This window comes from Solibacillus sp. FSL W7-1436 (genome assembly GCF_038007305.1).
Classification (GTDB): Bacteria; Bacillota; Bacilli; order Bacillales_A; family Planococcaceae; genus Solibacillus.
Map to the genome: position 1 here is coordinate 1096662 of NZ_JBBOWV010000001.1, position 24259 is coordinate 1120920.

22 protein-coding genes are annotated in these 24259 nt (G+C 38.1%); 7 read left to right on the top strand and 15 right to left on the bottom strand.

Going from position 1 to position 24259, the window contains the following annotated elements; genetic code table 11:
- Positions 1 to 183 precede the first annotated feature (183 nt).
- On the bottom strand, positions 184 to 1416 hold the full coding sequence (locus MKX73_RS05515; protein WP_340716629.1) for an MFS transporter: 1233 nt from the start codon (positions 1414 to 1416) through the stop codon (positions 184 to 186).
- A gap of 209 nt (positions 1417 to 1625) precedes the next feature.
- On the opposite strand from MKX73_RS05515, the gene thrC reads away from it, so the two are divergent.
- The 3 genes from thrC to MKX73_RS05530 all read left to right on the top strand — a co-directional run bounded on the left by thrC (position 1626) and on the right by MKX73_RS05530 (position 4391).
- Positions 1626 to 2684 carry a threonine synthase gene (gene thrC / locus MKX73_RS05520; protein WP_340716630.1) on the top strand — a complete coding sequence of 353 codons (1059 nt, stop codon included), beginning with the start codon at positions 1626 to 1628 and terminating at the stop codon, positions 2682 to 2684.
- Complete coding sequence (gene thrB / locus MKX73_RS05525) at positions 2681 to 3592, top strand: homoserine kinase (RefSeq protein WP_340716631.1); 912 nt, start codon at positions 2681 to 2683, stop codon at positions 3590 to 3592. The genes thrC and thrB overlap by 4 nt, the downstream gene beginning before the upstream one ends.
- A 151-nt stretch (positions 3593 to 3743) precedes the next feature.
- Positions 3744 to 4391, top strand: coding sequence for an NAD(P)-dependent oxidoreductase (locus MKX73_RS05530; protein ID WP_340716632.1), 648 nt, complete (start codon positions 3744 to 3746; stop codon positions 4389 to 4391).
- Between the two features lie 106 nt (positions 4392 to 4497).
- Here MKX73_RS05530 and zupT read toward each other — a convergent pair whose 3' ends face one another.
- The 11 genes from zupT to hflX form a co-directional block, all read right to left on the bottom strand.
- A complete protein-coding gene (gene zupT / locus MKX73_RS05535; RefSeq protein WP_339196385.1) occupies positions 4498 to 5319 on the bottom strand; it encodes a zinc transporter ZupT in 822 nt (273 codons plus the stop codon).
- Positions 5320 to 5468: 149 nt separating this feature from the next.
- The gene (locus tag MKX73_RS05540; RefSeq protein ID WP_340716633.1) at positions 5469 to 6062 is read right to left on the bottom strand and encodes a phosphatase PAP2 family protein; all 594 of its coding nucleotides are present in this window, start codon (positions 6060 to 6062) and stop codon (positions 5469 to 5471) included.
- 127 nt (positions 6063 to 6189) lie between these two features.
- Positions 6190 to 6522 (bottom strand): antibiotic biosynthesis monooxygenase family protein, encoded by a 333-nt coding sequence (locus MKX73_RS05545; RefSeq protein WP_340716634.1) that lies wholly within the window; start codon positions 6520 to 6522, stop codon positions 6190 to 6192.
- A 63-nt stretch (positions 6523 to 6585) separates the two neighbouring features.
- On the bottom strand, positions 6586 to 7623 hold the full coding sequence (locus tag MKX73_RS05550) for a siderophore ABC transporter substrate-binding protein (protein ID WP_340716635.1): 1038 nt from the start codon (positions 7621 to 7623) through the stop codon (positions 6586 to 6588).
- Positions 7624 to 7806: 183 nt separating this feature from the next.
- The gene (locus MKX73_RS05555) at positions 7807 to 8574 is read right to left on the bottom strand and encodes an iron ABC transporter ATP-binding protein (protein ID WP_079523338.1); all 768 of its coding nucleotides are present in this window, start codon (positions 8572 to 8574) and stop codon (positions 7807 to 7809) included.
- Positions 8571 to 9527, bottom strand: coding sequence for an iron chelate uptake ABC transporter family permease subunit (locus MKX73_RS05560; protein ID WP_340716636.1), 957 nt, complete (start codon positions 9525 to 9527; stop codon positions 8571 to 8573). The genes MKX73_RS05555 and MKX73_RS05560 overlap by 4 nt, the downstream gene beginning before the upstream one ends.
- Entirely contained in the window at positions 9514 to 10470 is a 957-nt protein-coding gene (locus MKX73_RS05565; protein ID WP_079523340.1) for an ABC transporter permease, read from the bottom strand. The genes MKX73_RS05560 and MKX73_RS05565 overlap by 14 nt, the downstream gene beginning before the upstream one ends.
- 277 nt (positions 10471 to 10747) lie before the next feature.
- Positions 10748 to 11857 (bottom strand): o-succinylbenzoate synthase, encoded by a 1110-nt coding sequence (gene menC, locus MKX73_RS05570; RefSeq protein ID WP_340716637.1) that lies wholly within the window; start codon positions 11855 to 11857, stop codon positions 10748 to 10750.
- Positions 11858 to 11904: 47 nt separating this feature from the next.
- Positions 11905 to 12738, bottom strand: a complete 834-nt coding sequence (locus MKX73_RS05575; RefSeq protein WP_340716638.1) for a GNAT family N-acetyltransferase — start codon at positions 12736 to 12738, stop codon at positions 11905 to 11907.
- Between the two features lie 405 nt (positions 12739 to 13143).
- Complete coding sequence (locus MKX73_RS05580) at positions 13144 to 14628, bottom strand: peptide MFS transporter (protein ID WP_340716639.1); 1485 nt, start codon at positions 14626 to 14628, stop codon at positions 13144 to 13146.
- A 316-nt stretch (positions 14629 to 14944) separates the two neighbouring features.
- A complete protein-coding gene (gene hflX / locus MKX73_RS05585) occupies positions 14945 to 16222 on the bottom strand; it encodes a GTPase HflX (protein WP_340716640.1) in 1278 nt (425 codons plus the stop codon).
- 219 nt (positions 16223 to 16441) lie between these two features.
- Between hflX and MKX73_RS05590 the strand changes: the two genes are divergently transcribed.
- The 4 genes from MKX73_RS05590 (at position 16442) to MKX73_RS05605 (ending at position 21690) form a co-directional block, all read left to right on the top strand.
- Positions 16442 to 17602, top strand: a complete 1161-nt coding sequence (locus MKX73_RS05590; RefSeq protein WP_340716641.1) for a class I SAM-dependent methyltransferase — start codon at positions 16442 to 16444, stop codon at positions 17600 to 17602.
- A 205-nt stretch (positions 17603 to 17807) separates the two neighbouring features.
- Positions 17808 to 18428 carry a DUF47 domain-containing protein gene (locus MKX73_RS05595; protein WP_008405849.1) on the top strand — a complete coding sequence of 207 codons (621 nt, stop codon included), beginning with the start codon at positions 17808 to 17810 and terminating at the stop codon, positions 18426 to 18428.
- Positions 18429 to 18447: 19 nt separating this feature from the next.
- Entirely contained in the window at positions 18448 to 19464 is a 1017-nt protein-coding gene (locus MKX73_RS05600) for an inorganic phosphate transporter (protein WP_340716642.1), read from the top strand.
- Between the two features lie 108 nt (positions 19465 to 19572).
- The gene (locus MKX73_RS05605) at positions 19573 to 21690 is read left to right on the top strand and encodes an MMPL family transporter (protein WP_340716643.1); all 2118 of its coding nucleotides are present in this window, start codon (positions 19573 to 19575) and stop codon (positions 21688 to 21690) included.
- A 521-nt stretch (positions 21691 to 22211) separates the two neighbouring features.
- Here the strand turns inward: MKX73_RS05605 and MKX73_RS05610 are convergent.
- From MKX73_RS05610 to MKX73_RS05620, 3 genes are all read right to left on the bottom strand, one after another.
- Positions 22212 to 22436 carry a hypothetical protein gene (locus MKX73_RS05610; protein ID WP_340716644.1) on the bottom strand — a complete coding sequence of 75 codons (225 nt, stop codon included), beginning with the start codon at positions 22434 to 22436 and terminating at the stop codon, positions 22212 to 22214.
- Positions 22437 to 22456: 20 nt separating this feature from the next.
- The gene (locus MKX73_RS05615; protein WP_339174159.1) at positions 22457 to 22924 is read right to left on the bottom strand and encodes a hypothetical protein; all 468 of its coding nucleotides are present in this window, start codon (positions 22922 to 22924) and stop codon (positions 22457 to 22459) included.
- Positions 22925 to 23026: 102 nt separating this feature from the next.
- On the bottom strand, positions 23027 to 24115 hold the full coding sequence (locus tag MKX73_RS05620) for an AI-2E family transporter (protein ID WP_340716645.1): 1089 nt from the start codon (positions 24113 to 24115) through the stop codon (positions 23027 to 23029).
- Positions 24116 to 24259: the final 144 nt, after the last annotated feature.

Consider the following 24259-nt stretch of genomic DNA (forward strand, 5'->3'; position numbering starts at 1 on the left):
GAAATTGACATACATTTGTAAAATTTATGATTTATATTTAAACAAATATTAAAAAACCGTTATATTAATTTTCCGAATAGGTATTTTTTTACAGTCTATCAATATGAAAAGAGACCTGAGCTATTTTATAAGCCCAGATCTCTCTTCATTATTATAAAGCATATTAATGCTAATTATTTACAACTACAGTAACTCTGTTTGTTTTGTTTCTTTTCCTAAAAAAATAACAGCCAGCACTCCGATGACAATCGCTCCACAGAAAATCGTGAAAATATAGCTAATATCAAAGCCCTTAGTCAGCAGTGTCCCCACTAATAATGGTCCGAAAATACCTCCAACTCGGCCAATTGCTGCCGCCATACCCGCTCCTGTACCACGTACGATTGCCGGATATTGTTCAGGTGTATACGCATATAAGGCACCCCATGCTCCTAAGTTGAAGAACGAAAGCAGCATACCGGAAATCAGCAATGTTTCAATCGTTTCTGCACCGCCAAATACAAAGGCACTTGCTGCAGTTCCTAATAAGTATGTAACTAATACAAACTTGCGCCCAAATTTCTCGATAAACCAAGCGGCTGTAAAATAACCTGGTAATTGGGCCAAAGTCATGATTAATACATATTTAAAACTTGATATTAAATCAAATCCCTTTCCAACCATTACACTTGGTAACCATAAAAACATGCCATAGTAAGAAAATACAACCGCAAACCATAAAATCCAAAGCATTAGTGTAGAACGTGCATGTTTCTTCTCCCATAACGTTGCGATATTTTGGAATACCGAACGTTTTTTTGACTCTTCTTTTACCCTGAACTGTGGAGAGTCCGGTAATTTCATTCTTATATAAATTGCATAAAATGCAGGGATTGCAGTAATCAATAACGCGATGCGCCAACCTTCAATTGGCCAAAATTCAGCCGGTATAACGAAATAGGCAATCAGTGCGGCAATTAGCCAGCCTCCAGCCCAAAAACTTTCAAGTAAAACGACAACTCTCCCGCGTTCCTCAGCTTTTACACTTTCAGATACAAGTGTCGAAGCGACAGGTAATTCCCCGCCAAGCCCCATGCCAACAAAGAAACGTAAAATTAAAAATAGGGTCAAAGTTGTTGTAAATGCGGATAAACCACTTGCAACTGAGAATATTATTAGTGTCCACATAAAGATTTGTTTACGTCCAACCTTATCTGCAAGTGCACCAAAAAACAGCGCACCAACGGCCATTCCGATTGAGTTTACACTTGCAATCCACCCCATTTGACTGCTATTTAATCCCCAGTCAACCGCAAGTGCTGCAATGATAAATGACAGTATTCCGACATCCATTGCATCGAACATCCATCCAACACCTGCTATACGCAGCAGTTTATTACGTGATAGGGGTTTTTGTTCATTTGTTTCCACCGACATTACTTTTCCACCTTCCATGTGTCTTTACACTTGACTTAACAACGTTACTATCATACATTTATTTCTTAAAAGTGACAACATTTTTTTAACTTAACGAATTGTTCCGACAATTTAACAATTTCTATTGAAATAAGGGACACATAGGTATAAAATGTCTTGTATACAAAAACAAATGTTCATCTAGCGAGAACAGAAGGAGTTTATTATCTATGTGGAAAGGTCTTATCGAAGAATATAAACAGTACCTACCTGTTACTGAAAATACACCTGCTTTATCACTAAATGAAGGAAATACGCCACTGATTCCATTAGTAAATTTATCTAAAGAGCTCGGAATCGAGTTATACGGGAAAATCGAAGGCGCTAACCCAACCGGTTCTTTTAAAGACCGCGGTATGGTATTTGCTGTTGCAAAAGCTATTGAAGAAGGTTCAAAAGTTGTCATTTGTGCATCTACAGGCAATACATCTGCAGCAGCGGCAGCTTATGCTGCTCGTGCCGGCATCCAGTCCATCGTTGTTATTCCTAAAGGCAAAGTTGCACTTGGTAAATTGGCGCAAGCTTGCATGTACGGTGCGAAAATTATTGAAATTGACGGCAACTTTGATGATGCATTAAATATTGTGCGCAAAATCGGTGAAAATACTCCGATCGCACTTGTTAACTCTGTAAACCCATATCGTATCGAAGGTCAGAAAACAGCGGCTTTTGAAATTGTAGATCAACTTGGCCAAGCTCCTGACTATTTATGTATTCCTGTAGGAAACGCTGGGAATATTACAGCTTACTGGAAAGGCTTTAAAGAATATAATGAAGCAAAACAAAGCGGTCTTCCTAAAATGTACGGTTTTGAAGCAGAAGGTGCTGCTGCAATCGTGCAAGGAGCACCAATTGCCAATCCTGAAACAGTAGCAACTGCGATTCGTATCGGGAACCCGGCAAGCTGGAAGTTCGCGGAAACTGCCCGTGATGAATCAGGCGGTCAAATTGATTCTGTAACAGATGATGAAATTTTAGATGCGTATAAACTAATCGCCAACAGAGAAGGAATCTTTGTTGAACCAGGTTCGGCTGCTTCATTAGCCGGTGTCATTAAGTCTGTGAAAGCCGGCAAAATCGCTGCAGGCAGTCGCGTAGTTACAGTCTTTACTGGTAATGGCTTAAAAGATCCGGATACAGCAATGAATGTTTCCACAGTAGACCTTGTTTCACTTCAAAATGATGAGCAGGAAATCCGTAATTATATCGAGGGCGTATTTAGTCTATGAGTAAAAAATGGCAAATCAAAATTCCTGGCAGTACAGCAAATTTAGGTCCTGGTTTTGATTCCATTGGTCTTGGACTATCACTATATCTGACATTGGATGTCACATTACAAGACGAGTGGGAATTTGTGCATATTGGAGACAATGTGCCCACTGATACGACAGTCGAAACGCATTTAATCTATACAATTGCACAGCAGGTAGCGCAGCAATATAATGCAACGCTGCCCCCATGTAAAATAGAGATGACTAGTGAGCTTCCGCTTGCACGTGGTATCGGCAGCAGCGCGGCAGCAATTGTCGGTGCTATTGAATTGGCCGATGTTTTAGGAAATCTGAAATTGTCTCAACAGGATAAGCTGAATATTTCATCTCAAATTGAAGGTCATCCTGATAATGCGGCCGCTTCGGTTTTAGGGGGATTGACGATTTCTTCAATGGATGAGACAGGGATTGTCGACACACTGCATATTCGGGAAATGGATGCAGCATTCGTTGTATTTATTCCGAACATCGAACTCAAAACAGCAGCATCACGCGGTGTTTTACCGGATCAGCTAAAGCGAGGCTATGCAGTGCGTGCGAGTGCCAATGCGAATATGCTCGCCGCTTCCCTTATTGCGAAAGATTATGTGCGAATCGGACGTTATATGGAATCAGATCTTTTCCATGAGCCTTTCCGCGCAAATCTTATTCCGTCATATTATGAAATTCGCGAAGCGGCAAAAAAAGCTGGAGCATATGGAACTGCTTTAAGCGGTGCCGGTCCAACACTAATTTCGATGATTCCGCCCAATTTATCCGAACAGTTTGTTGCATCAATGCAACAGCAATTTCCGGAACATCAAGTCGTATTGACAACGGCTTCACCATCCGGCTCAAGTGTCAAAGCTTATACAAACAATTTATAGATAAAACGCTTTATAAGGATGTTTAATGTACGTTATTCGATTTGAATAACGTACATTTTTTGTTTTTTTATATTCTATTTTGTCTTTTATGCATAATTTCCCTTGAATTTGGGTATATTAATAAATCTACTGTTAGAAAGGGGTAATGTTTATGAAAATTGCAGTTATTGGGGCTGCGGGTAAGGCAGGAACTCATATATTAAGAGAAGCAATCATGAGAAACTTTGATGTGACAGCGATTGTAAAAAACAAGGCAACAGTACAAGAAGATAATATTAATATCATTGAAAGCGACCTGTTTAAATTAACTAAGGAACAAATCGCTCCTTTCGATATTTTAATTAATGCTTTTGCTCCACTACCAGGAGAGGAACATCTGCATGTTGATGCCGGTGAACATTTAATTTCCTTATTGGAAGGTACAGAAAAAAAATTATTTGTTATCGGTAGTTCAGGCTGCCTTTTTGTTGACCGTGAAAAAACAGTTCGTCTTATGGATCTCGAGGATTATCCAGAAGACCTTGCTGTCGCAGCAAAGGCTCAATTGCAGAACCTGCGTGATTTAGAAAATTCTTCAATTCAATGGTCCTTTGCCATCCCGTCTGCTATGTTCGATTCAGATGGACCACGTACCGGCCATTATATTAAAGGCGAAGAGAAAATTTTAGTAAACTCGCAATTTAACAGTTATATCAGTTATGCTGATTTTGCTGTCGCATTGCTTGATGAAATCGAAAAAAGTGAATATCCAAATACAACATTTACTGTTGCATCCGAAAATGTAACAGCCGCATCTTAATAAAAAAGGGTTAAAGCTTCTATTCCGCCAATAGGCACCGAAGCTTTAATACCTAAAAGGCCAGCATGCCCCTTGTAGGAGAGATGCTGGCTTTTTTGTGAGGAAATCAAGTTAACATTACTAAACTGATGGCCATTACTGCCATACCTGCTATTAAGCCGTAAATAGAAGAGTGTGCTTCATCATATTTTTTAGCAGCGGGCAACAGTTCATCAATCGAAATAAATACCATAATACCTGCAACACCAGCAAAAACTATACCGAACAATGTATCTGTCATAAATTGCATGAGTACTAAGTAGGCAATCAATGCACCTAACGGCTCTGACAAACCAGAGGCGAAAGACCATTTAAATGCCTTCATACGCTTCCCTGTTGCATAGAAAATAGGAATGGCTACCGCAATACCTTCCGGGATGTTATGAATAGCTACCGCAATTGCTATCGCTATTCCGACATTCGGATCTTGAAGTACCGCCATGAATGTTGCAATACCTTCCGGAAAGTTATGGATTGCGATTGCCAGCGCTGTAAATAATCCCATTTTCATGAGGCGGTCCGCTTCTACATCTTCATTTCCGGTCAGTTGAGCCTTTTGAACATCTTCTACAGACTTTACTTCATGCGGATTTTTCCCTTTCGGAATAAAGCGGTCAATTAAGGCAATTACAAGCATCCCTCCGAAAAAGCCGATGATTGTGTACCAATACCCTACTGTTTCACCATGTACGTTTACTAAAGCATCTTTCGCTTTCACAAAAATTTCTACAAGCGATACATAAATCATAACGCCCGCCGAAAATCCTAATGCAATCGAAAGAAACTTCTTATTTGTGCGTGTTGTAAAAAATGCGATTAGGCTGCCAATACCGGTAGCAAGCCCTGCAAATAATGTTAAGCCAAGCGCTAATAATACATTCTCATCCATACTATTCTCCTTCTTTATAATTCTTTTCTCACATTATACGCACAATGTTTCCTTTGCGCAACTTTTTTCAATAAGGAAACATCTTATGCAGGAAACCAAATCAATATTACTAAAAAAGGGATTCCTAATTATCAGGAATCCCGGTACTTCTATTTATGTTTTTTTGACTCATACCATAATACGCATACCATAAACCAAGTATACCCGATGCTCCATCCTGCTAAAACATCTGTTGCATAATGGCGCCCTTCCGCTATACGTGATAATCCTACTAAAAAAATTAAAATCAGCATTATAGTGTATGTAATAAAATCCCATCTCTTGTTTTTCAGCCATTTCGAAATCAAGTATGCCAGCGTCAATAGAAACATGACACTAATTTGCGCATGGCCGGAAGGAAAGCTAAATGACGATAGCTGGTCTTCAAGGTCCGGACGTGGACGTGCAAAAATATGCTTCAGTAGCTGATTTAGACCATTTCCAACCCCGACTGTAAGTAATATAAATAGCACACCGCGGAAATCCTTTTTAAAGATGGCCACATAAAGCAGCAAAATTATCGTTGCAGCTATAATAAATTTTGTTTCTCCTATTTTGTGAAATAAAATAATGAAACTATTTCCAAGCAATAAGGAGCTGACTTTTAAATCGAATGCTTCAAAGCTTACTGTATCAAAATTTAATGCGATTATTATAAATGTTACTAATGTAAAAACTGCCAAAACAGAAAATCCCTTTTTCAAAAATTACACCTACTTTCTTCAGTCAAACTGTTACTTTACTTACCCTATTATTATATGTAATATACAAAAAAATAAAAATCTACTTTGCAGAAAAACTGTGCAAAGTAGATTTCTATATAAATATCCATTATTCCACTACTGTATAATTTCCGTGCTCCATCGAAATAACAAATTCCGGTTTTGGTGGTTTACCGCCATGCTCTTTGATTTTCGCTTTATGGCCTGCAATATGCTCAGGGCTCTTTTCCCAGGCTTTCCATGCATTTTCTGATTCCCAACGAATAATCATTACAACTTCCTCTTCACCACGTCGAACATTTTTTACAAGCAGTTCACGGCCAATAAAGCCTTCACGTTGTTCAAGCATTGATGGGCCTTGACCCGGTTTTTTGCTAAAGCGCTCAATAATTTTATCAGAGTTGCCTTCGGTTACGATCCATTTGCGGATTTGTACAAACATTTTAGTTCCCCTCTCTTTTAAAAATGGCATGCCTCTAGTTAGAGACATGCCATATTTATTATATTATTTTAATTCGTTTAAGATTTCATCTAATTTTTCTGCTTCAGTTGTTACACCGTTAGAAGAGAAGTACCAGTTTACGCCATCAAGGTAAACAATTTTGCCTTCTTTGTAAGCACGAGTTTGTTTGATAATATCGTTTTCGATGTCAGCTTTGATTGTTTCTACATCAGATGCTGTACGGTCGATGATTAATAATACTTCTGGATCTACAGAAAGAATTGATTCATAAGAGAAGTCAGAACCGTGTGATGATGCTTTGATGTCAGTAGTTGATGGTTTGAAACCAAAGTCATTGTACACATATGCAAAACGAGAATCTTCACCGTTGTCGAAACCAGAGATCTTTTTGTCGTTGTACATTGCTACTAATGCATTTTCATAACCAGCTGCTTTTTCTTTAACAGCATCAACTTTTTCTTGTAATGCAGCTTTTAATTCTTCAGCTTTTTCTTGTTTGCCGAAGATTTCCGCAGCTAAGTCAACTGTTTCAAATACGCCATCCACATAGTTCGAGTTATCAGAACCGATGAATACTACGTTTGGTGTAATTTCTTTTAACTCTTCATAGAAAGAACCTTGACGACCTGAGATGAAGATTGCATCTGGATTAGCAGCTGCAACTTTTTCGAAGTCGATTTGTTTTAAAGAACCAACGTCAGTAACTGAATCTGTTAAATATTTTTCTTTTAAATGCTCAGGGAAGTTACCTTTACCGCCGTTTGCAGCGATACCAACAATACCTTCAACACCTAATGCATCAAGTGTATCTAAGAAACCGTAGTCAAATACTACGATGTTTTTTGGCATTTCTTCAAATGTTACATCTTCAAAAGTAAGAGACTTACCATCTTCTGTTTCACTGCCTGCTGATAATGAAGAAACTGTCATTGGGAAAGCTGAAGTTTCTGAAGCTGTAGTTGTCTCTTCTGTTTTAGCTGGTTTGTTTGCTTCATCTTTTGTAGATGTTTCATCGTCTGAACCACAAGCTGCTAACATTAATGTTAATGCTGCTGCCGTTAAAAATTTCCACTTTTTCATTGTTACTTTTCCTCCTAATGTTCTCTCAAGCGAGAGTGATAATCGTTTTCAATTAACTAAGGTTAGTGTAAAACAACTGTACATACTTGTCAACGAATATTCTGAAACTAATATTCATTCTCAATTAAATTCATAAAATAAATGCATAAGCGAGCAAACCTATGCATTTATTTCCAATTTTATTTAACTGTGTGAATTAAAGTATACACAAATGCGACATCCATCTTGTTCTTGCACCGGAATATGCATATCATATACTTCTCGTAATGCTTCTGAGTTAATAATCTCATTTGTTGGGCCATCTTTTACAAGACGTCCATCTTTTAAAGCGACAATCCGATCTGAATATACTGAAGCAAAGTTAATATCATGCAAAACAATTACTACTGTTTTGCCCAATTCATCAACAAGCTTACGTAAAATTTTCATAATCTGAACAGAGTGCTTCATATCCAAGTTGTTTAATGGCTCATCTAATAAAATATATTCCGTATCCTGAGCAATTACCATTGAGATAAAGGCACGCTGCTTTTGACCACCTGATAGTTCATCCAAAAACTTATGCTCCATATCACCCAGTGTCATATATTCTATCGCACGGTCAATATGTTGTTCATCTTCCGGAGTTAAACGGCCTTTCGAATATGGATAACGTCCAAATGATACAAGTTCACGAACTGTTAAACGCACATTTAAATGGTTTGACTGGCGTAAAATTGCTACACGTTTCGCAAAATCATTGGACTTCATTTTTTTTACATCACTCTGATCTAAAAATACTTCACCTGTATCTGCATCAAGCAATCGGCTTACCATTGATAATAATGTGGATTTACCTGCTCCATTCGGTCCGATAAATGAAGTGATTGCTTTTGGCTGTATAGTTAATGAGACATCCTCAACGACCGGTTTTTTTCCAAAGCTTTTAGAAAGCCCTTTAATTTCAATCATCCTGCTTTCCTACTTTCCTTCAGTATTAGGTAAATAAAGTAAAGTCCACCGACAAAGTTAATAATAACGCTGATCGTTGTACTTAACTGGAATACATGCAGTACTAAGAACTGCCCACCGACAAGTGCAATAATACTAATAAGACTCGCACCCACTATTAAAACGGAATGCTTGTACGTAGCAAAAAACTGATATGCCAAGTTCGAAACGATTAACCCTAAAAATGTAATCGGACCAACTAGCGCAGTAGATGTTGCAATTAAAACTGAAGATAAAATTAATACTTTTAATACTATTCTATCATAATTTACACCTAAGTTTATTGCATTCTCACGACCTAGTGACATAACATCTAAATCACGCAATAAACGGTATCCGTAAATAAAAGATGCCCCTAAAATAATGACAGCAATGAGCAGCAGCTCTGTTTTCACATTCATAAAACTAGCAAATAAACGTGTCTGTAAACTTTCATATTCTACCGGGTCAATTATTACTTGTAAAAATGTTACAAAACTGCCGAGCAATGTTCCGATAATCATTCCGGCAAGTAAAAGCAGGAATATCGGATGTTTATCCGCCCGGAATAAGAAACGGTATAAAATCAGGGCAAAAATTACCATCGCCACAATTGATAGACCGAAGTTTAAATAACGGCTAACTACAAAGATTGATGCAGACCCTGCAAAGAAGAAAATAATTGTTTGCACTACTTCATACATCGAATCGACACCCATCATAGAGGGTGTCAGTAAACGGTTATGTGTAACCGTCTGGAATGTAACGGTTGCATAAGCAATCGCCGTACCAGTTATAACCATTGCCGCAATTCGCTCTAATCGCTTTGGAAAGGCATAACTGAATCCGCCTTGAATATTGTAAAAAGCAAATAACGCAATACACACCAGTGCGATAATTGCTAAGAAAATTAGCTTCGTACTATTTTTTCGCATATGCTTTCCCCCTAAATAACATTACTAAGAAGATCGCACTGCCGATTACCGCAACAGTTGTGTTTACTGGAATTTCAAACGGGTATACGATTAAACGACTTAAAATATCACACATTAATAGGAATGCTGCACCTAAGAAAATAGTATGTGGAATTGTTTTTCGTAAATTGTCCCCCATATATAATGAAACCAAGTTCGGTACGATTAATCCAAGGAAAGGAATAATCCCTACCGTCAAGACAACTGTAGTGGATATAATCGCTACCAGTACTAAACCGAGATTTAAAACGGTACGATAGCTTAAGCCAAGATTTTTGGCGAAATCTTCACCCATACCAGCTACTGTAAACTTATTGGCATATAGATACGCGAGGATAATTGCGGGTACTGCTATATAAAGCAATTCATAGCGACCTGATACAACAAGCGTAAAACTTCCTAGGAAGAATGTATCCACACTTTGCAGCACATCTGCCTCGTACGCAAGAAATGTTGAAATGGCACCAATAATATTTCCGTACATAATCCCGATTAGAGGTACAAAAATAACGTCCTTGAATTTAATGCTTTCAAGAAGACGCATGAAAATCATCATACCGATCAGTGCAAATGTAAAGCTGAAGATAATCTTCTCCATATATCCTACACTTGTGAAAAATATCATTGATACAACAATACCTAGCTTTGCCGCATCGAGCGTACCAGAAGTTGTCGGCGATACGAATTTGTTACGGCTTAAGCTTTGCATAATTAATCCTGAAATACCCATCCCTGCCCCGGCAAGTATAATTGCCATTAATCGAGGTACTCGACTCATTAAGAAAATCTGCATTTTATCTGAATCCCAATCCAGTAAATCAGATGGCTTAATGTCAATTGCACCAATAAATAATGATATAAAGGACAGAACGATGGTTGCAACTACGAGCATCCAAAGTCTCATTACATTCTCCCACTATTCTTTATATATTTTAGATTTTTATATAATACGTAAATTCTAAATGAAAATGAGAATCATCTCTTTCCCTACATCATTATATAATTGCTAATAATGAAAATCAAACAGACAATTTATATTACCTTGTATTAAAAGAGGAATAGACTGAAAAATGTATTTTTAGAGCGATTCGCCGTTTTATTTACAACATCCCGTATGTATTCTAATAGGAAGTAAAAATGAATAGAAACAGACCACAATTAATAAAATTGTGGCCTTACAATTACATGCGATATGTTTTTTTATTTACACTGTATTTATTTATTGCTTCGCGATTTACATTATAGCCAAGCCCTTTTGTTTTCGGAACGGTAATGTAGCCATCTGTAACGGTTACTTCCGGTTGAATAATGTCTTCATGCCAATAGCGTTCAGAAGCCGCGGTATCTCCAGGCATTGTAAAGTTTGCAAGACTTGTCAGTGCTACATTTTGCGCACGGCCGATACCCGCTTCCAGCATTCCCCCGCACCATACAGGAATATGGTGTTGCATGCAGAAGTCATGAATACGCTTCGCCTCGCTAATTCCGCCAACTCTCGCAATTTTAATATTTACCACCTGACAGCTGCCTAGCTGAATCGCTTTTCTCGTATCCTCCAAAGAAGTAATACTCTCATCTAAACAAATCGGTGTCTTTATTTGTTTTTGCAATACGGCATGATCGATGATGTCGTCATGCGCTAATGGCTGTTCGATCATCATTAAATTAAATGCATCCAGCTCTTTTAGTCGATCGATGTCATCCAATGTATACGCAGAGTTTGCATCTGCCATTAAAGGAATTGCCGGGAATGCTTGACGTATTGTTCGGATCAGCTCAATATCTTTTCCCGGTTTAATTTTTACTTTAATTCGCTTATAACCTTCATCCAAAAACTGCCGAATTGTATCGATCAGCTGTTCATCTGTAGGCTGTAAACCGATGCTGATTCCTACTTCAATTTTTTCCTGGATTCCGCCAACAGCTGTTGCCAGCGATTGGTTCGTCAATTGGGCATAAATATCCCACACCGCTCCTTCGATCGACGCTTTCGCCATGTTATTGCGTCGAATCGTACGGAATCGCTCATACACATCATCTGGATGCTTTAATTCTTTACCGAGTAATGCAGGAATTAAAAAATCCTCCAATAAATGAAGTGAAGTTTTAAATGTTTCTTCTGTATAGGAAGGCTCTTCAAATGCAACCCCCTCACCCCAGCCGACTACACCACTTTCATCCTTCGCCTCCACAACTAAAAAACGCTTATCTTGCATAGTACCTAAGCTAGTCGTAAATGGAGTTTTCATTCGCATCACTAGTTCATGTATTGTCACTTCTACTAATTTCATCTTTGTTGCTCCTAATAATATTTAGCTGCGGCATCATTCATTCATAATTAAAGAGCAAATAATGAACGCTTTACTAGTAAGTAATGGCTAATATTATCATTTATTTTATTTAAATAAATTATTTTGTAATTTTGATCAAACATTGCCTGTAAAATATTTCTTGTTTTGTAGCGCCAATCTTCCGCCAAAGCAACACTTTCCACTTTGATTTTCTGGAAGTTCGTAGGGATGGGCAATAGATACGCATCATGAATAAGCGCCTCTTCTTTAGAGAACTTCTGTTCCGGATCCAATGTAGGAAGGCCTACCATATTTTCTTCCCAATTTACTAACGGTTTTGCTTCATCCAGTAATTCTTCCACTTTCGCATCCCAGCGTAAGTAGTCATTATCAACAAGTTGCCACTCTACACAAAGACGGTCTGTAGGCAATACCCGGTTGAACGGGTCTTCCATTTCACCATAGCAATTTTCTATATAAGTATCGCTGTAACTGCGCAACTTCGAAAAGTTCAAAAATCCGCTGCGTGCTTCAAGTGGATCAAATGTCCAGCGACAAGTTCTGTAACCGCGCTCGATTGCGATATCCTTCAAGTAATTTTTCAGCAGTTCTCCAACGCCTTGCTCACGATAATTACGCTTCACACCAATCATATGGGAATATAAGTATATATTCTCATCCATATATCCAGGGCAACTATAGTTAAAACCAATTATTTCATCATTTAAATATGCACCAAGTACAATCCCGCCATTGCGAATCGTCGCAATTGTCTGATGTACCGGAATGCTGCCGACAGCCCAAATTTCATGCTCTAGCATACGTGCCTCTTCAATTTGTTCAATTGTCGTTAATTCTTTAATCGTCACTGATTCTAACATAATTCTGCCTCCCCTATAGTTACTTTTCTTCATACTTTAAAACGCCTTGCCTTACTTAGTGTCTCTCCGTCATTATGCAATGTTGCATAATTTCTGAAAAAGATGTGTAACCATCGGGAATGTTCTACATATATCGGTTACCCAGGTTATTTTCGACCAAATACAGCGAAATTAACCCAATTAATTGGGTCTCTTTCGGCAAAAGTTTTTGACAATCGCTGAAAGAAGTTCATGTGAAGAATTGATACCTACTTAAACAAAGATTGTGTAAAGCTTCTTTAAGTATCATCCCAATCCCATTATATACCACATACTACCTTTTTAAGTAGTTAACTTTTATTATTCCTTATTGTTCAAAAGAAAAAACCTTTATTTACAGAAATTCTGTAAATAAAGGTTTGGAAATTATTTAATCCCGCGCATTGCTTTAGAGATGATTGGTGAAATCAGAAGAATAATAACACCTAACACAACCGATAAACCACCTAATACACCGAAGTAAGTTGTTTCAGATACGATTCCGTAAACTCGAACTAACTGTGCGTTAATTGCTTGTGCAGCAGCTGAAGCTAGGAACCATAACGCCATTGTTTGTCCTGCGAATGCAGCTGGTGCCAATTTCGTTGTAGCTGATAGACCAACCGGTGATAGCAATAGCTCACCTAATACTAACAGGAAGATTGAGAATACAACCCAAAGTGGATTTACTAACGTATCTTCCGGAGTTAAAACGATTGCTGCGATCATTACGAAGAATGAAATACCTGCAAAGAATAAAGATAAAGCAAATTTCTTCGGAGTTGATGGTCCGCGATCCGCTAATTTCGTCCACATAAACGCAAACATTGGCGCTAGAACGATAATGAATAATGGATTGAATGACTGGAACCATGCAGCCGGAATTTCAAAGCCCCATAAATTTAAGTTTGTACGTGTATCAATGAATGTTGCAATAACTGTTGAAGATTGTTCAGCAATTGCCCAGAACATTACCGCACAGATGAATAATGGGATATATGCTAATAGACGAGATTTTTCGTCTGCATTTGTTTTTGGACTACGATACATATAAAGTATGAAAGCCGTAGGAATCATTACACCTAAGAATGTAATTAATAATGAGAAGTTTTCAATGCTTGCATATCCTTTTTGATAAGCTACAAAACCTAAAATTACAATAATTAAACCACCGATTGTGAAGTTACGAGTTGTCGTTTTCTTCTCTTTATCAGAAAGTGGATTTGGTGCTACAGAACCTGCTAAACCAAGGCTCTTTTGTGACATTAAGTAAACAACTAAACCGATGAACATACCTACTGCAGCAACACTGAATCCTGCATGGAAGCCCCAATTTTTTTGGAATAAACCAACTAATAAAGGTGCCAGGAAACCACCCATGTTGATACCCATATAGAAAATTGAGAACCCTGAATCACGACGCGCATCATTTTCTGCATACAAGTCACCAACTACAGATGAAACGTTCGGCTTTAACAAACCAGTACCAATGATGATAAAGAACATCGATAAGTAAAGCGCTGTTACACCAAGCGGCAAGGCCAATAGGATATGACCTATCATAATTAATATTCCGCCATAGAATATCGCCTTACGCATACCCGTAATACGGTCAGCGATCCATCCGCCGATAATACCTGACATGTAGATTAATGAACCGTAAATCGACATGATAATGTTAGCTTGCGTACGATCTAATCCTAAACCACCATCTTTAACTGCATAGTACATGTAGAATAATAGAATGGCACGCATACCATAATATGAAAAACGTTCCCAAAACTCTGTAAAGAATAGTGTAAACAACCCTTTAGGTTGACCAACAAAACCAGTTTGAGGAACGGACTTCACGATTTCTTCTTTTGAATACATTTGAAATCCTCCCGATTAATAAATATTCTGACAATAAACTTCGAGGTCTGTTGTCTGACATTTGAAATAATATACTTGAACACTTTAGCCTAATAGTTGATTAAAATCAACAAATAATCAAAATGTTATAATTTTATGTTTTTTCGATATTTTCAGACAAATAAAGCAAATCATCACAACAGATTTTTGTATTATAAAACAATTACTTCACTAAATAAATTATTTTGACTTTTCTTAAAGACAAAATTTTATTAAAAAATAAAAAAGCTAAAGTGCACTGTCATAAGCAACGTACTTTAGCTTTGTATTTCCTTCTTTATTTCACAACATAAATTTCATACTTTTGATAATCGGCTTCTTTAAGTTCAAGCGTTAATAATGTACCTTCTTCTTCATATGCGGTTTCAAGAACGGTTGCCTGCTCATTTAAATAGGAAACAATTCCACCCTGATTATATGGAATAAGCATTTGACATGTAACATAATTAGCAAAAATCTGTTGCTTAATTTGCTGAAGCAACTCTTCCAGCCCTCTATCTTCCTTCGCAGAAAGCCAAATATTATCTCCGCTTACTAACGGATATTCCACATCGGCTAAGTCAGATTTATTGTATACATATATAGTAGGAATATTTTCAACATCAATCGCTTTTAATGTTTCATTCGTTACTTCCATCATAAAGCGGTATTCCTCATTTGAAACATCGACAACATGCAGCAGGAGGTCGGATTCCCGGGCTTCTTCCAATGTCGACCGGAATGCTTTTACTAAATGATGCGGAAGTTTACTAACAAACCCAACCGTATCAGTCAGTAAAAAGGATTTATTGTCTTCCAGTTCAATATTACGGACCGAAGTTTCAAGTGTCGCGAACAACATATCCTTTTCAAATACTTGCTTCGTATCATCCTGGCCCGCTTTTGCAAGTAACTGGTTCATAATCGTGGACTTTCCTGCATTTGTATAACCTACAATTGATACGACAGGTACTGCATTTTTACGGCGTTGCTTCCGCTGTGTTTCACGCTGTTCTTTAACGGTTTCAAGCTCTTTCTTGATTTTCGAAATCTGATCTTCAATTTTACGTCGGTCAAGTTCAAGTTTTGTTTCCCCTGCCCCACGGTTTTTAAAGCCGCCTCCTGTTCCTCCCCCTTGACGGGACAGTGAAGCATGGAGCCCAACTAGTCGCGGCAGCATATACTGTAATTGAGCGAGCTCTACTTGTAATTGCGCTTCACGTGTTTTTGCGCGACGGCTGAAAATGTCTAAAATCAGCATTGTACGGTCTATTACTTTGCATTGTAAATCACGTTCTAAATTACGGATTTGTGATGGCGAGAGTTCATCATTAAAAATAACGATGTTGGCATCTGTTTCATCAAAGAACGCCTTAATTTCTTCAATCTTTCCTGTACCTACATAATGTGAAGGGGTCACACGTTCCAGGTTTTGTGTCACCATGCCGACAATTTCCACATCTAAAGCTTGTGCTAAATTTGCCAACTCTTCCATTGAGTAATCAAAATGCTCATCTTTTTGTAAATTGACGCCAACTAATATACCGCGTTCAATTAATACTTCAACATCTTTCAAATTTTTGCCTCCTTGCTACCATCTATAGTTTTTCCTCATCGTAACATACAATTCAAAAACCTGTACAATGACAACATATAAGCGCATTATGATACTATAAACACACATTGAGCCCCGGCGGATGTCACAGATTTTCTAAAGGAAATTTTTGAACAAATTCAAAAAATCCGGACGCCATTACGCCGAGGCGTAATTGATAAAAAAGAAAAGGCGGTTTTTATGGAATTCGAACAAATGAAAGTGCAGCTTCATGCACTTATTTCTAATAAAACACTACTACAGGCAACTATTAGCCAGCCACGTCAAAAATCCAGTGACTTAAAACGGGTCAAACTCAAGCCCGTAGAAATTCGCGGAGAATATATGATACAGCTGGAATATCAATATGAGCGCATTTTAAAGCATGAAAATATTACGATTGAAGACTTAGCAGCAAAGCTCGATGCTCTTTTCGAACAGTTCCGTCAAGTACACGCCGAGTTTCAGGAGCAGACAGTACAAGTGCAGCTCTCGAAGAAAAACAAAGTGCTTTGGAAATCTGATCAAAATGCTACAACTAAACAAGTGAACTTATCCCATAACCGAAAAAAACAATATTTATTGGATGATTCCCGGATTCATCCGTTTTTAGTCCGTTTAGGAGTGCAGTCGGAAGATGGAAAAATAAAGCAACAGAAATACGATAAGTTTAAACAAATCAATCGCTTTGTTGAATTTATCGATGATTCTTTAGCCCATTTACCGAAAGACAAAACGATTCGCATACTAGATTTCGGTTCAGGTAAATCCTATTTAACATTTGCTTTGTATCATTATTTAAAAATTGAAAAGGGTCTTGATATACATGTCACAGGCCTTGATCTCAAAAAGGAAGTAATTGAGGAATGTAACCGGATTGCAGCAGATTTACAATATGAAGATCTGCAATTTTTAGTTGGGGATATTAATGACTTCAATGAAGAAACTGCTGTAGATATGGTTGTAACCCTCCATGCTTGTGATGTTGCGACGGATATGGCATTAGCCCGTGCAGTAAAATGGGGAGCGAAAGTTATTTTAAGTGTTCCTTGCTGTCAGCATGAGCTGAACCGTCAACTGCAGTCACCTGCATTATCGATTATGACACAGCACGGTTTAGTGAAGGAGCGCTTTGCCGCATTAGCTACGGATTCAATTCGCGCAGAACTATTAACACTAGTCGGATATGATACTCAATTATTGGAATTTATCGATATGGAAAACACGCCAAAGAATATTTTAATACGTGCTTATTTCACCGGGAAGAAGCCAACGAGTGAGCAGCGATTAAAGTATGATGAATTTGTACGCTTTTTAAACGCAAAGCCATTTTTGGAAAACGAGCTGCAAAATTTACTATAATAACAAAACACTTTTCTCGTTAATGTGCATTTTTTCTACATTTTGACCAAAAATATTTGCTTATCCGCTTTTTTCTTTTGTTACAGAATTGTAAAGATTGATAAGGTTAGAGCGAAATTTGTATAGATTTTTTTAAGTTTTTGTTATGATAATTGAGGTTAATTTTTAAAATTATTTTAATTATATATATTCAGGAGGCAATTCCATGTTTAGTTCAAAGAAGCAAGATCCGTTTTTCTCAGCCTTGTTAAAAATTGCTGAAAATATGCGTGAAGGTATTCACTATGCTAATGATTTCCGCATAGAAACGGTTGCAGATCTAAAGGAAATAAGCATTCGTATGAAGCAATACGAAACAGCAGGTGATAAATTAATTCATGAATTAATCGTCATGCTTAATAAATCATTTATGACACCAATTGAGCGTGAAGATATTTTATCATTAGCAATTCGTATGGATGATGTGTTAGATGGTGCAGAAGGTACGATTGCACATTTCGAAATGTTTTCATTAACAGAAATCGATGAATCGATGCGTGATTTCCTAGCCTATATCGCCAAATCTACTGATGAAATCGTAAAAGCGATGGAACTGTTAAACAAAAAAGATCTTGTTGGAATGCGCCAACACGCAATTTTAATTAAAGATTATGAACGTGAATGTGATGAAGTATTACGATCTTCTATTAAAAAGCTGTTTTTAAATGAAAAAGATCCTATTCGTCTAATTAAATTCAAGGATATTTATGAGCAGTTAGAAGAAATTGCCGACTACTGTCAAACAGTTGCTAACACAATCGAAACAATCATTATGCGTAATGCGTAATTAATGAGGAGTCCTTTTAATGAATACACTACTTATCATTACTGTCCTAGTAGTCTTTTTTGCTCTTGCATTTGACTTCATTAATGGTTTTCATGATACGGCAAATGCCATCGCAACATCCGTTTCAACACGTGCGCTACCTCCTCGAGTAGCGGTAATCATGGCTGCGTTTATGAATTTCTTGGGTGCCATTACATTCGTAGGTGTAGCAAAGGCGATTGCGTCAGATATTGTCGACCCATTTGCATTATCTACACCTGATGCACCATTAATCGGTACTGTTGTTATTTTGGCCGCTCTATTATCGGCGATCACTTGGAACTTAGTCACTTGGTATTTTGGAATTCCATCAAGTTCTTCTCATACACTGATCGGTTCGATTGCGGGTGCTGCCATTGCGGCATCTGGAATCGGGGTTTTAAACTATAGCGGATTCACAAAAATCATCATTGCTTTATTAGCATCGCCAATCATCGCGATTTGTGCCGGTTATATTATGATGACAATAATGAAATTCATTTTTAAGAATATGAACCTATATAAAACAAATAAAGGTTTCCGTATTATGCAGATTTTCACTGCAGCAATTCAATCTTTTACCCACGGTACAAACGATGCTCAAAAGGCAATGGGTATTATTACGATGGCACTTATTGCAGCGAATTTGCAGACAACGGATGATGTACAAGGCTGGGTGCGTTTTGCCTGTGCTTTAGCAATGGGTCTTGGTACTTCAATCGGCGGTTATAAGATCATTAAAACAGTCGGCGGCAAAATCATGAAAATTCGCCCTGTAAATGGTGCTGCTGCAGATCTTGCATCCGCATCCATCATTTTCGGTGCGACATTAATTCACTTGCCTGTATCAACAACACATGTTATTTCTTCTGCAATCATGGGTGTCGGTTCTGCTCAAAATGTAAAAGGCGTAAACTGGGGTATGGCTCGTAAAATTGTTACAACATGGATTATTACAATGCCTATTTCTGCTGTCATGGCAGCAATTATTTATTCAGTATTAAATCTATTCTTTTAGTAAAGAGGACAGGTATGTTTCGAAAGTTTTTTCGGACAAACCTCCCTCTTTTCTTTTTTTCTACGAATCCATTACACTGTAATTATGGAAAAGGAAAGGCGGTAATTTATGAAACAGTTCGCAGCATTCATTACAAAATACGCAAAACCGATTGTGGTACTATGGTGCGCACTTTTGGTTGTTCTAGCATTCTTTGCACTTCAACTTCCTTCTAAACTGCAAGGGGATGGGTTTTTCTATGATGGCGACCACTCGTATGTAACGAACGAGCTATCCGATACATTCGATTTACCCGCAAAAACGATTTTTGTCCTGTTTAAAAATAAAACGGATGAGGAAATTTCATCTGCACTTGAAAGTCTGGAAACAATTGGAGAAATTCAAACAATCACATCTCCTGTAGGTGTCGAAGAATTAAATAAAGAAGGTTATGCCTATGGAATGCTGGAGTTTGATAATTCGGTGGATGATTACTTCCCGATTATTGATGAGCTTCGTGAAAAGCTCGGCGAAAATAATGGCATTTCCATTACCGGTGAACCGGTTATTTCAAAGGATATTAATGTCGCCAGTCAAAATGACTTAATTAAAGCGGAAACGATTGGTCTTCCGATTGCATTAATCGTTTTACTGCTGGCATTCGGTACGATCGTAGCTTCTTTACTGCCAATTTTAGTAGGTGGGGCAACGGTTGTCATCACACTTGGTTTATTGGCTCTTTTAGGAGACAATGTGAACTTATCGATTTTCGTATTAAATATCGTCCCAATGCTCGGATTGGCTTTAAGTATTGATTTTGCATTGCTCCTTATAAACCGTTACCGTGAAGAACGCAATACACAATCGATTGAGCAGTCAGTTCAAATTGCAATCCAGACAGCCGGACGATCGATTATCTTTTCAGCGCTCTGTGTCATGATCGGTCTTGGCGCAATGATCGTAATCGATGTCGAAATCTTCATGAATATCGCACTTGGCGGATCAATTGTCGTGTTGTTGGCTGTCTTAACAGGTATTACCCTTTTACCGGCAACATTGATGCTTCTTGGTGACCGTTTAAATAAAGGACGTGTTTTCCGTATCAAACCGACTGCCTCCCGCTGGCAGAAGTTTGCTGCCTTTGTCATGAAACGACCTGTCACAATTATTGTTGTGGCCATCATCGTGCTATGTATTGCAATGGTGCCGATCAAAGATATCGAGTTAACGATTCCTTCTACGGAATCATTGCCTGAATCCTATGAGTCACGCCAAACATTTGATACGCTCGATGAACAGTTCGGGCTTGCCGATAATACACCGGTATTCCTTCTGGCAGAACATGAAGATGCCGAAGCTTGGGATACGACAGAAGGCCGCGAGAAGATATTCGATATTCAGCAGCAGCTGTTGGATGACCCGCTTGTCGATCGTGTAACATCAATGTTTACTGTAGCCAATATTGATTCCGTTGAAATGTGGGAAATGGCAAACAGCAACCCGCAAGCACCTGGTGCACTGGATGAAGTGGCGGAAAACTTTATTCAGGAAGACAAAATGTATATGGTCGCTTATTTAGATGCTGAAGGTTCTTCATTTGAAGCTCAGGATTTTGTACGCGACTGGAGCGAAAAAGACTTGGGCGTCAATTTCGCCTTATCCGGTCAAGCGAAATTCAATCAGGAAATTTTCGATGAAATTGCCGGTAAAGTACTCATTGCCATAGCAATCATCATTGTATCTACCTTCTTTATTTTAATGATTGCGTTCCGTTCGATTTTAATTCCGTTGAAAGCGATTCTGATGAATATTCTTGGTTTGGGTGCGACGTTCGGTATTCTTGTATACATTTTCCAGTATGGCCATTTCGGTTTGGAAGCGACGACAATTGTATTGATTATTCCGGTGCTGACCTTCTGCTTAGTGTTCGGCTTAAGTATGGACTATGAAGTATTTTTAATCTCCCGTATTCAGGAAGAATATTTAAAAGGGGCAACTAATACGAAGGCAACGGTCGATGGACTTGTCTCTACAAGTAAGATTATTACATCGGCAGCGCTTATTATGATTGTCATTACAGGCGCATTTGCCTTTACGGATGTTATGCCCGTGAAGCAGATTGGAGTCGGTATTGCGATCGCGATTGCCATCGATGCCACAATCATCCGGTTGATGCTCGTCCCAAGTTTCATGAAGCTGTTTGGCGACTGGAACTGGTGGCTGCCTTTTAAGAAGAATACGAGATAGTGATCAATAATAGTCGTCCGGCCTGGTGAAAATGGGCTGGGCGGCTGTTTTTAATTCTGTTACTTAGAAATTGTGGTGAGACGATTGAGGTTTCTTTCAATTAGAGAGGTATCGGTTGAACGATCTTGAGTTTATTAGAACTTTTACCGGGGTTATTAGAAGAAGTTGTGTGGTTATTAGAACTTCCGCCACTTTTATTAGAAACTCGGGTGAAACGGTTGACGGTTAAACTGCTTTTCCTTTCAATTGTGGGAGCCCGGGTGGCCGGTCTTGATTTTATTAGAACATCTCGCGCATATATTAGAACAACTTGGTGCGATATTAGCACATCCGCCCCCGATATTAGAAAATCTCGAACACTTATTAGCACATTGGACAAAGATATTAGAAAATCGCACTTTTATTAGAACATTTTAAAATATATTAGAACATTCCACCTGTTTATTAGAAAACAACAACCTCCCAGCGCCAAAACACAAACAATAATCCCCCTCACCAGTATGCCGGCGAAGGGGGATTATTTAACCTATATTCAACTGTTCCTCAACCGGAAGCATAACTGAATTTACATCGCTCAACTCTTCACTTTTGTTCAACTCGATTTGTTTCGGGTCTTTCGGTTCCCACAACATGTAAAATACTTGAATTACAATGACAATAGCAATGGATACTACTAAAATTGTACCGATGATAATTTTGACCATTTTATTTCCGGACATTTCCTTCGATGAATTCTGTTGTGTCATACTTCGATTCCCTCACTTATCTATTTTGAAAGGCGGAAACCTTCCTCACGTAAATATGCGACAGCGTCTTCACGCGTACCGAATGTTTCCTCTAAATTTCCTTGATGATAAATATTCCAAGAACGATCGTTAAACTCAAGCTCAAGCTTCGTCGTGCCTTCACGTGATATCCATGTCTCGACAATCGGTAAAATCTCTTCTTCTTCCTCAGATAAGTAGTTGATGGAATCGCGCACGATTTCACGCAACGCTTCCTCGCTGTAGTCGCGAATATTAACAAGCCCGTTATCGCCAGCTTCTTTTTCATATTTCAATAAGTCGCCCACGAAAACAAAGCCATTGCCGTTTGGATGCAGCTTTTCTACAACGATTGATTTTTCGTAAAGACTTCCTTCAAAGTGATAATTCACTCGTTTTAATGAAATTTCCTTTTTAGTCAACTGAGGAAATGATTCGATAATTTCTTGTTTTTGTTCAAATGTTAGCATTGTATGCTCCTTTTAAATGTCTTTTCAATTAATAAGTATACCGTTTCCGGCGAAAATTAAAAAGCGAAGCATATGCTTATCACATATGTCCCGCTAAATTTATTACACATTCTTTGTGGCTGCTTCTTTAATCTGTTTGCGTTCTTCATAAATATTTTGAACGATTACTTTAAGGACACAGTACGTAGGAATGGCGATTAAAATTCCGATAAAACCGGCAATATTCCCTGCTGCCAATACGATTGAAATTACCGTCAACGGATGGATATCCAAAGAACGTCCCATAACATTCGGTGTAATCAGGTTACTTTCTACTTGTTGTGCGATAAGCGTTACAACACCGACCCAAATAATGTCAAATGGGTTATTAAGAAGTGCTACAATCACTGCCGGTACGAGGGAAAGCCATGGTCCGATAAATGGAATCATATTCATGAAAAATGCAAAAAGAGCAAGTAACAATGAATAATCCAAACCAATGATCAAATAACCGATGTACATCATAATCGCGAGTAAAAAGCTGACCAGTACCTGTCCCTGTACATAGCTTCTTAATACGTTATCGATATCTTCCAATGTTTTCTTCACCCATGTGCGGCGTTCCCCGGAAAATATACCGTAAATTTGAGGAGCGAATTTTTCATGGTCTTTCAACATAAAAATAAAGAAAAATGGCGCCAGTACCAATGTTAATGTTACCGTTACCGCTCCACTCAAAAATGAAACTAGATATTTACTACTAGCGACAGCAATATCTTGAATAGAAGTGGTTACTGATGCTATAAACTCTTCTATTTGCGGTGGCAGCATCGGGATATTTTCCCTATTATCTAAAATAAAATCAGCTGCTTCTTCAATATCCTTAGCGATCGTCGGTGCATTTTCAACAAGTCTGTTAACTTGGTTTGCAATCGGAGTACCAACTAGAATCAGAAAGCCTGCTAATAAACCAGCAATTATAAGGACAATCGTTATTAAACTTCCCCATCTCGGCATACCTCGCTTTTCCAATATACGCTGCAATGGCTCCGAAATATAATAGAGCACCCCACCGAGTAATAACGGTACAAGAATTGTCGTAAAAATGATGATAATCGGATTAAAAATCGGATGAATTTCAATAAAATATTTGATGATTAATAATGTAAGTAAAATTCCTACGCCCACTTGGAACCACAGTTTTCTGGTCATCGGCTCACTCTCTTTCTCAAACTTTCTTTTCCTTTTAATTTTCACTATACTATGTACGTTTTAGCATGCCACAAAGCTTCATAAAATACAAAAAATAAAAAAGGATTGTTTCGCAAAATAATATTTGCGAAACGCACCTCATAA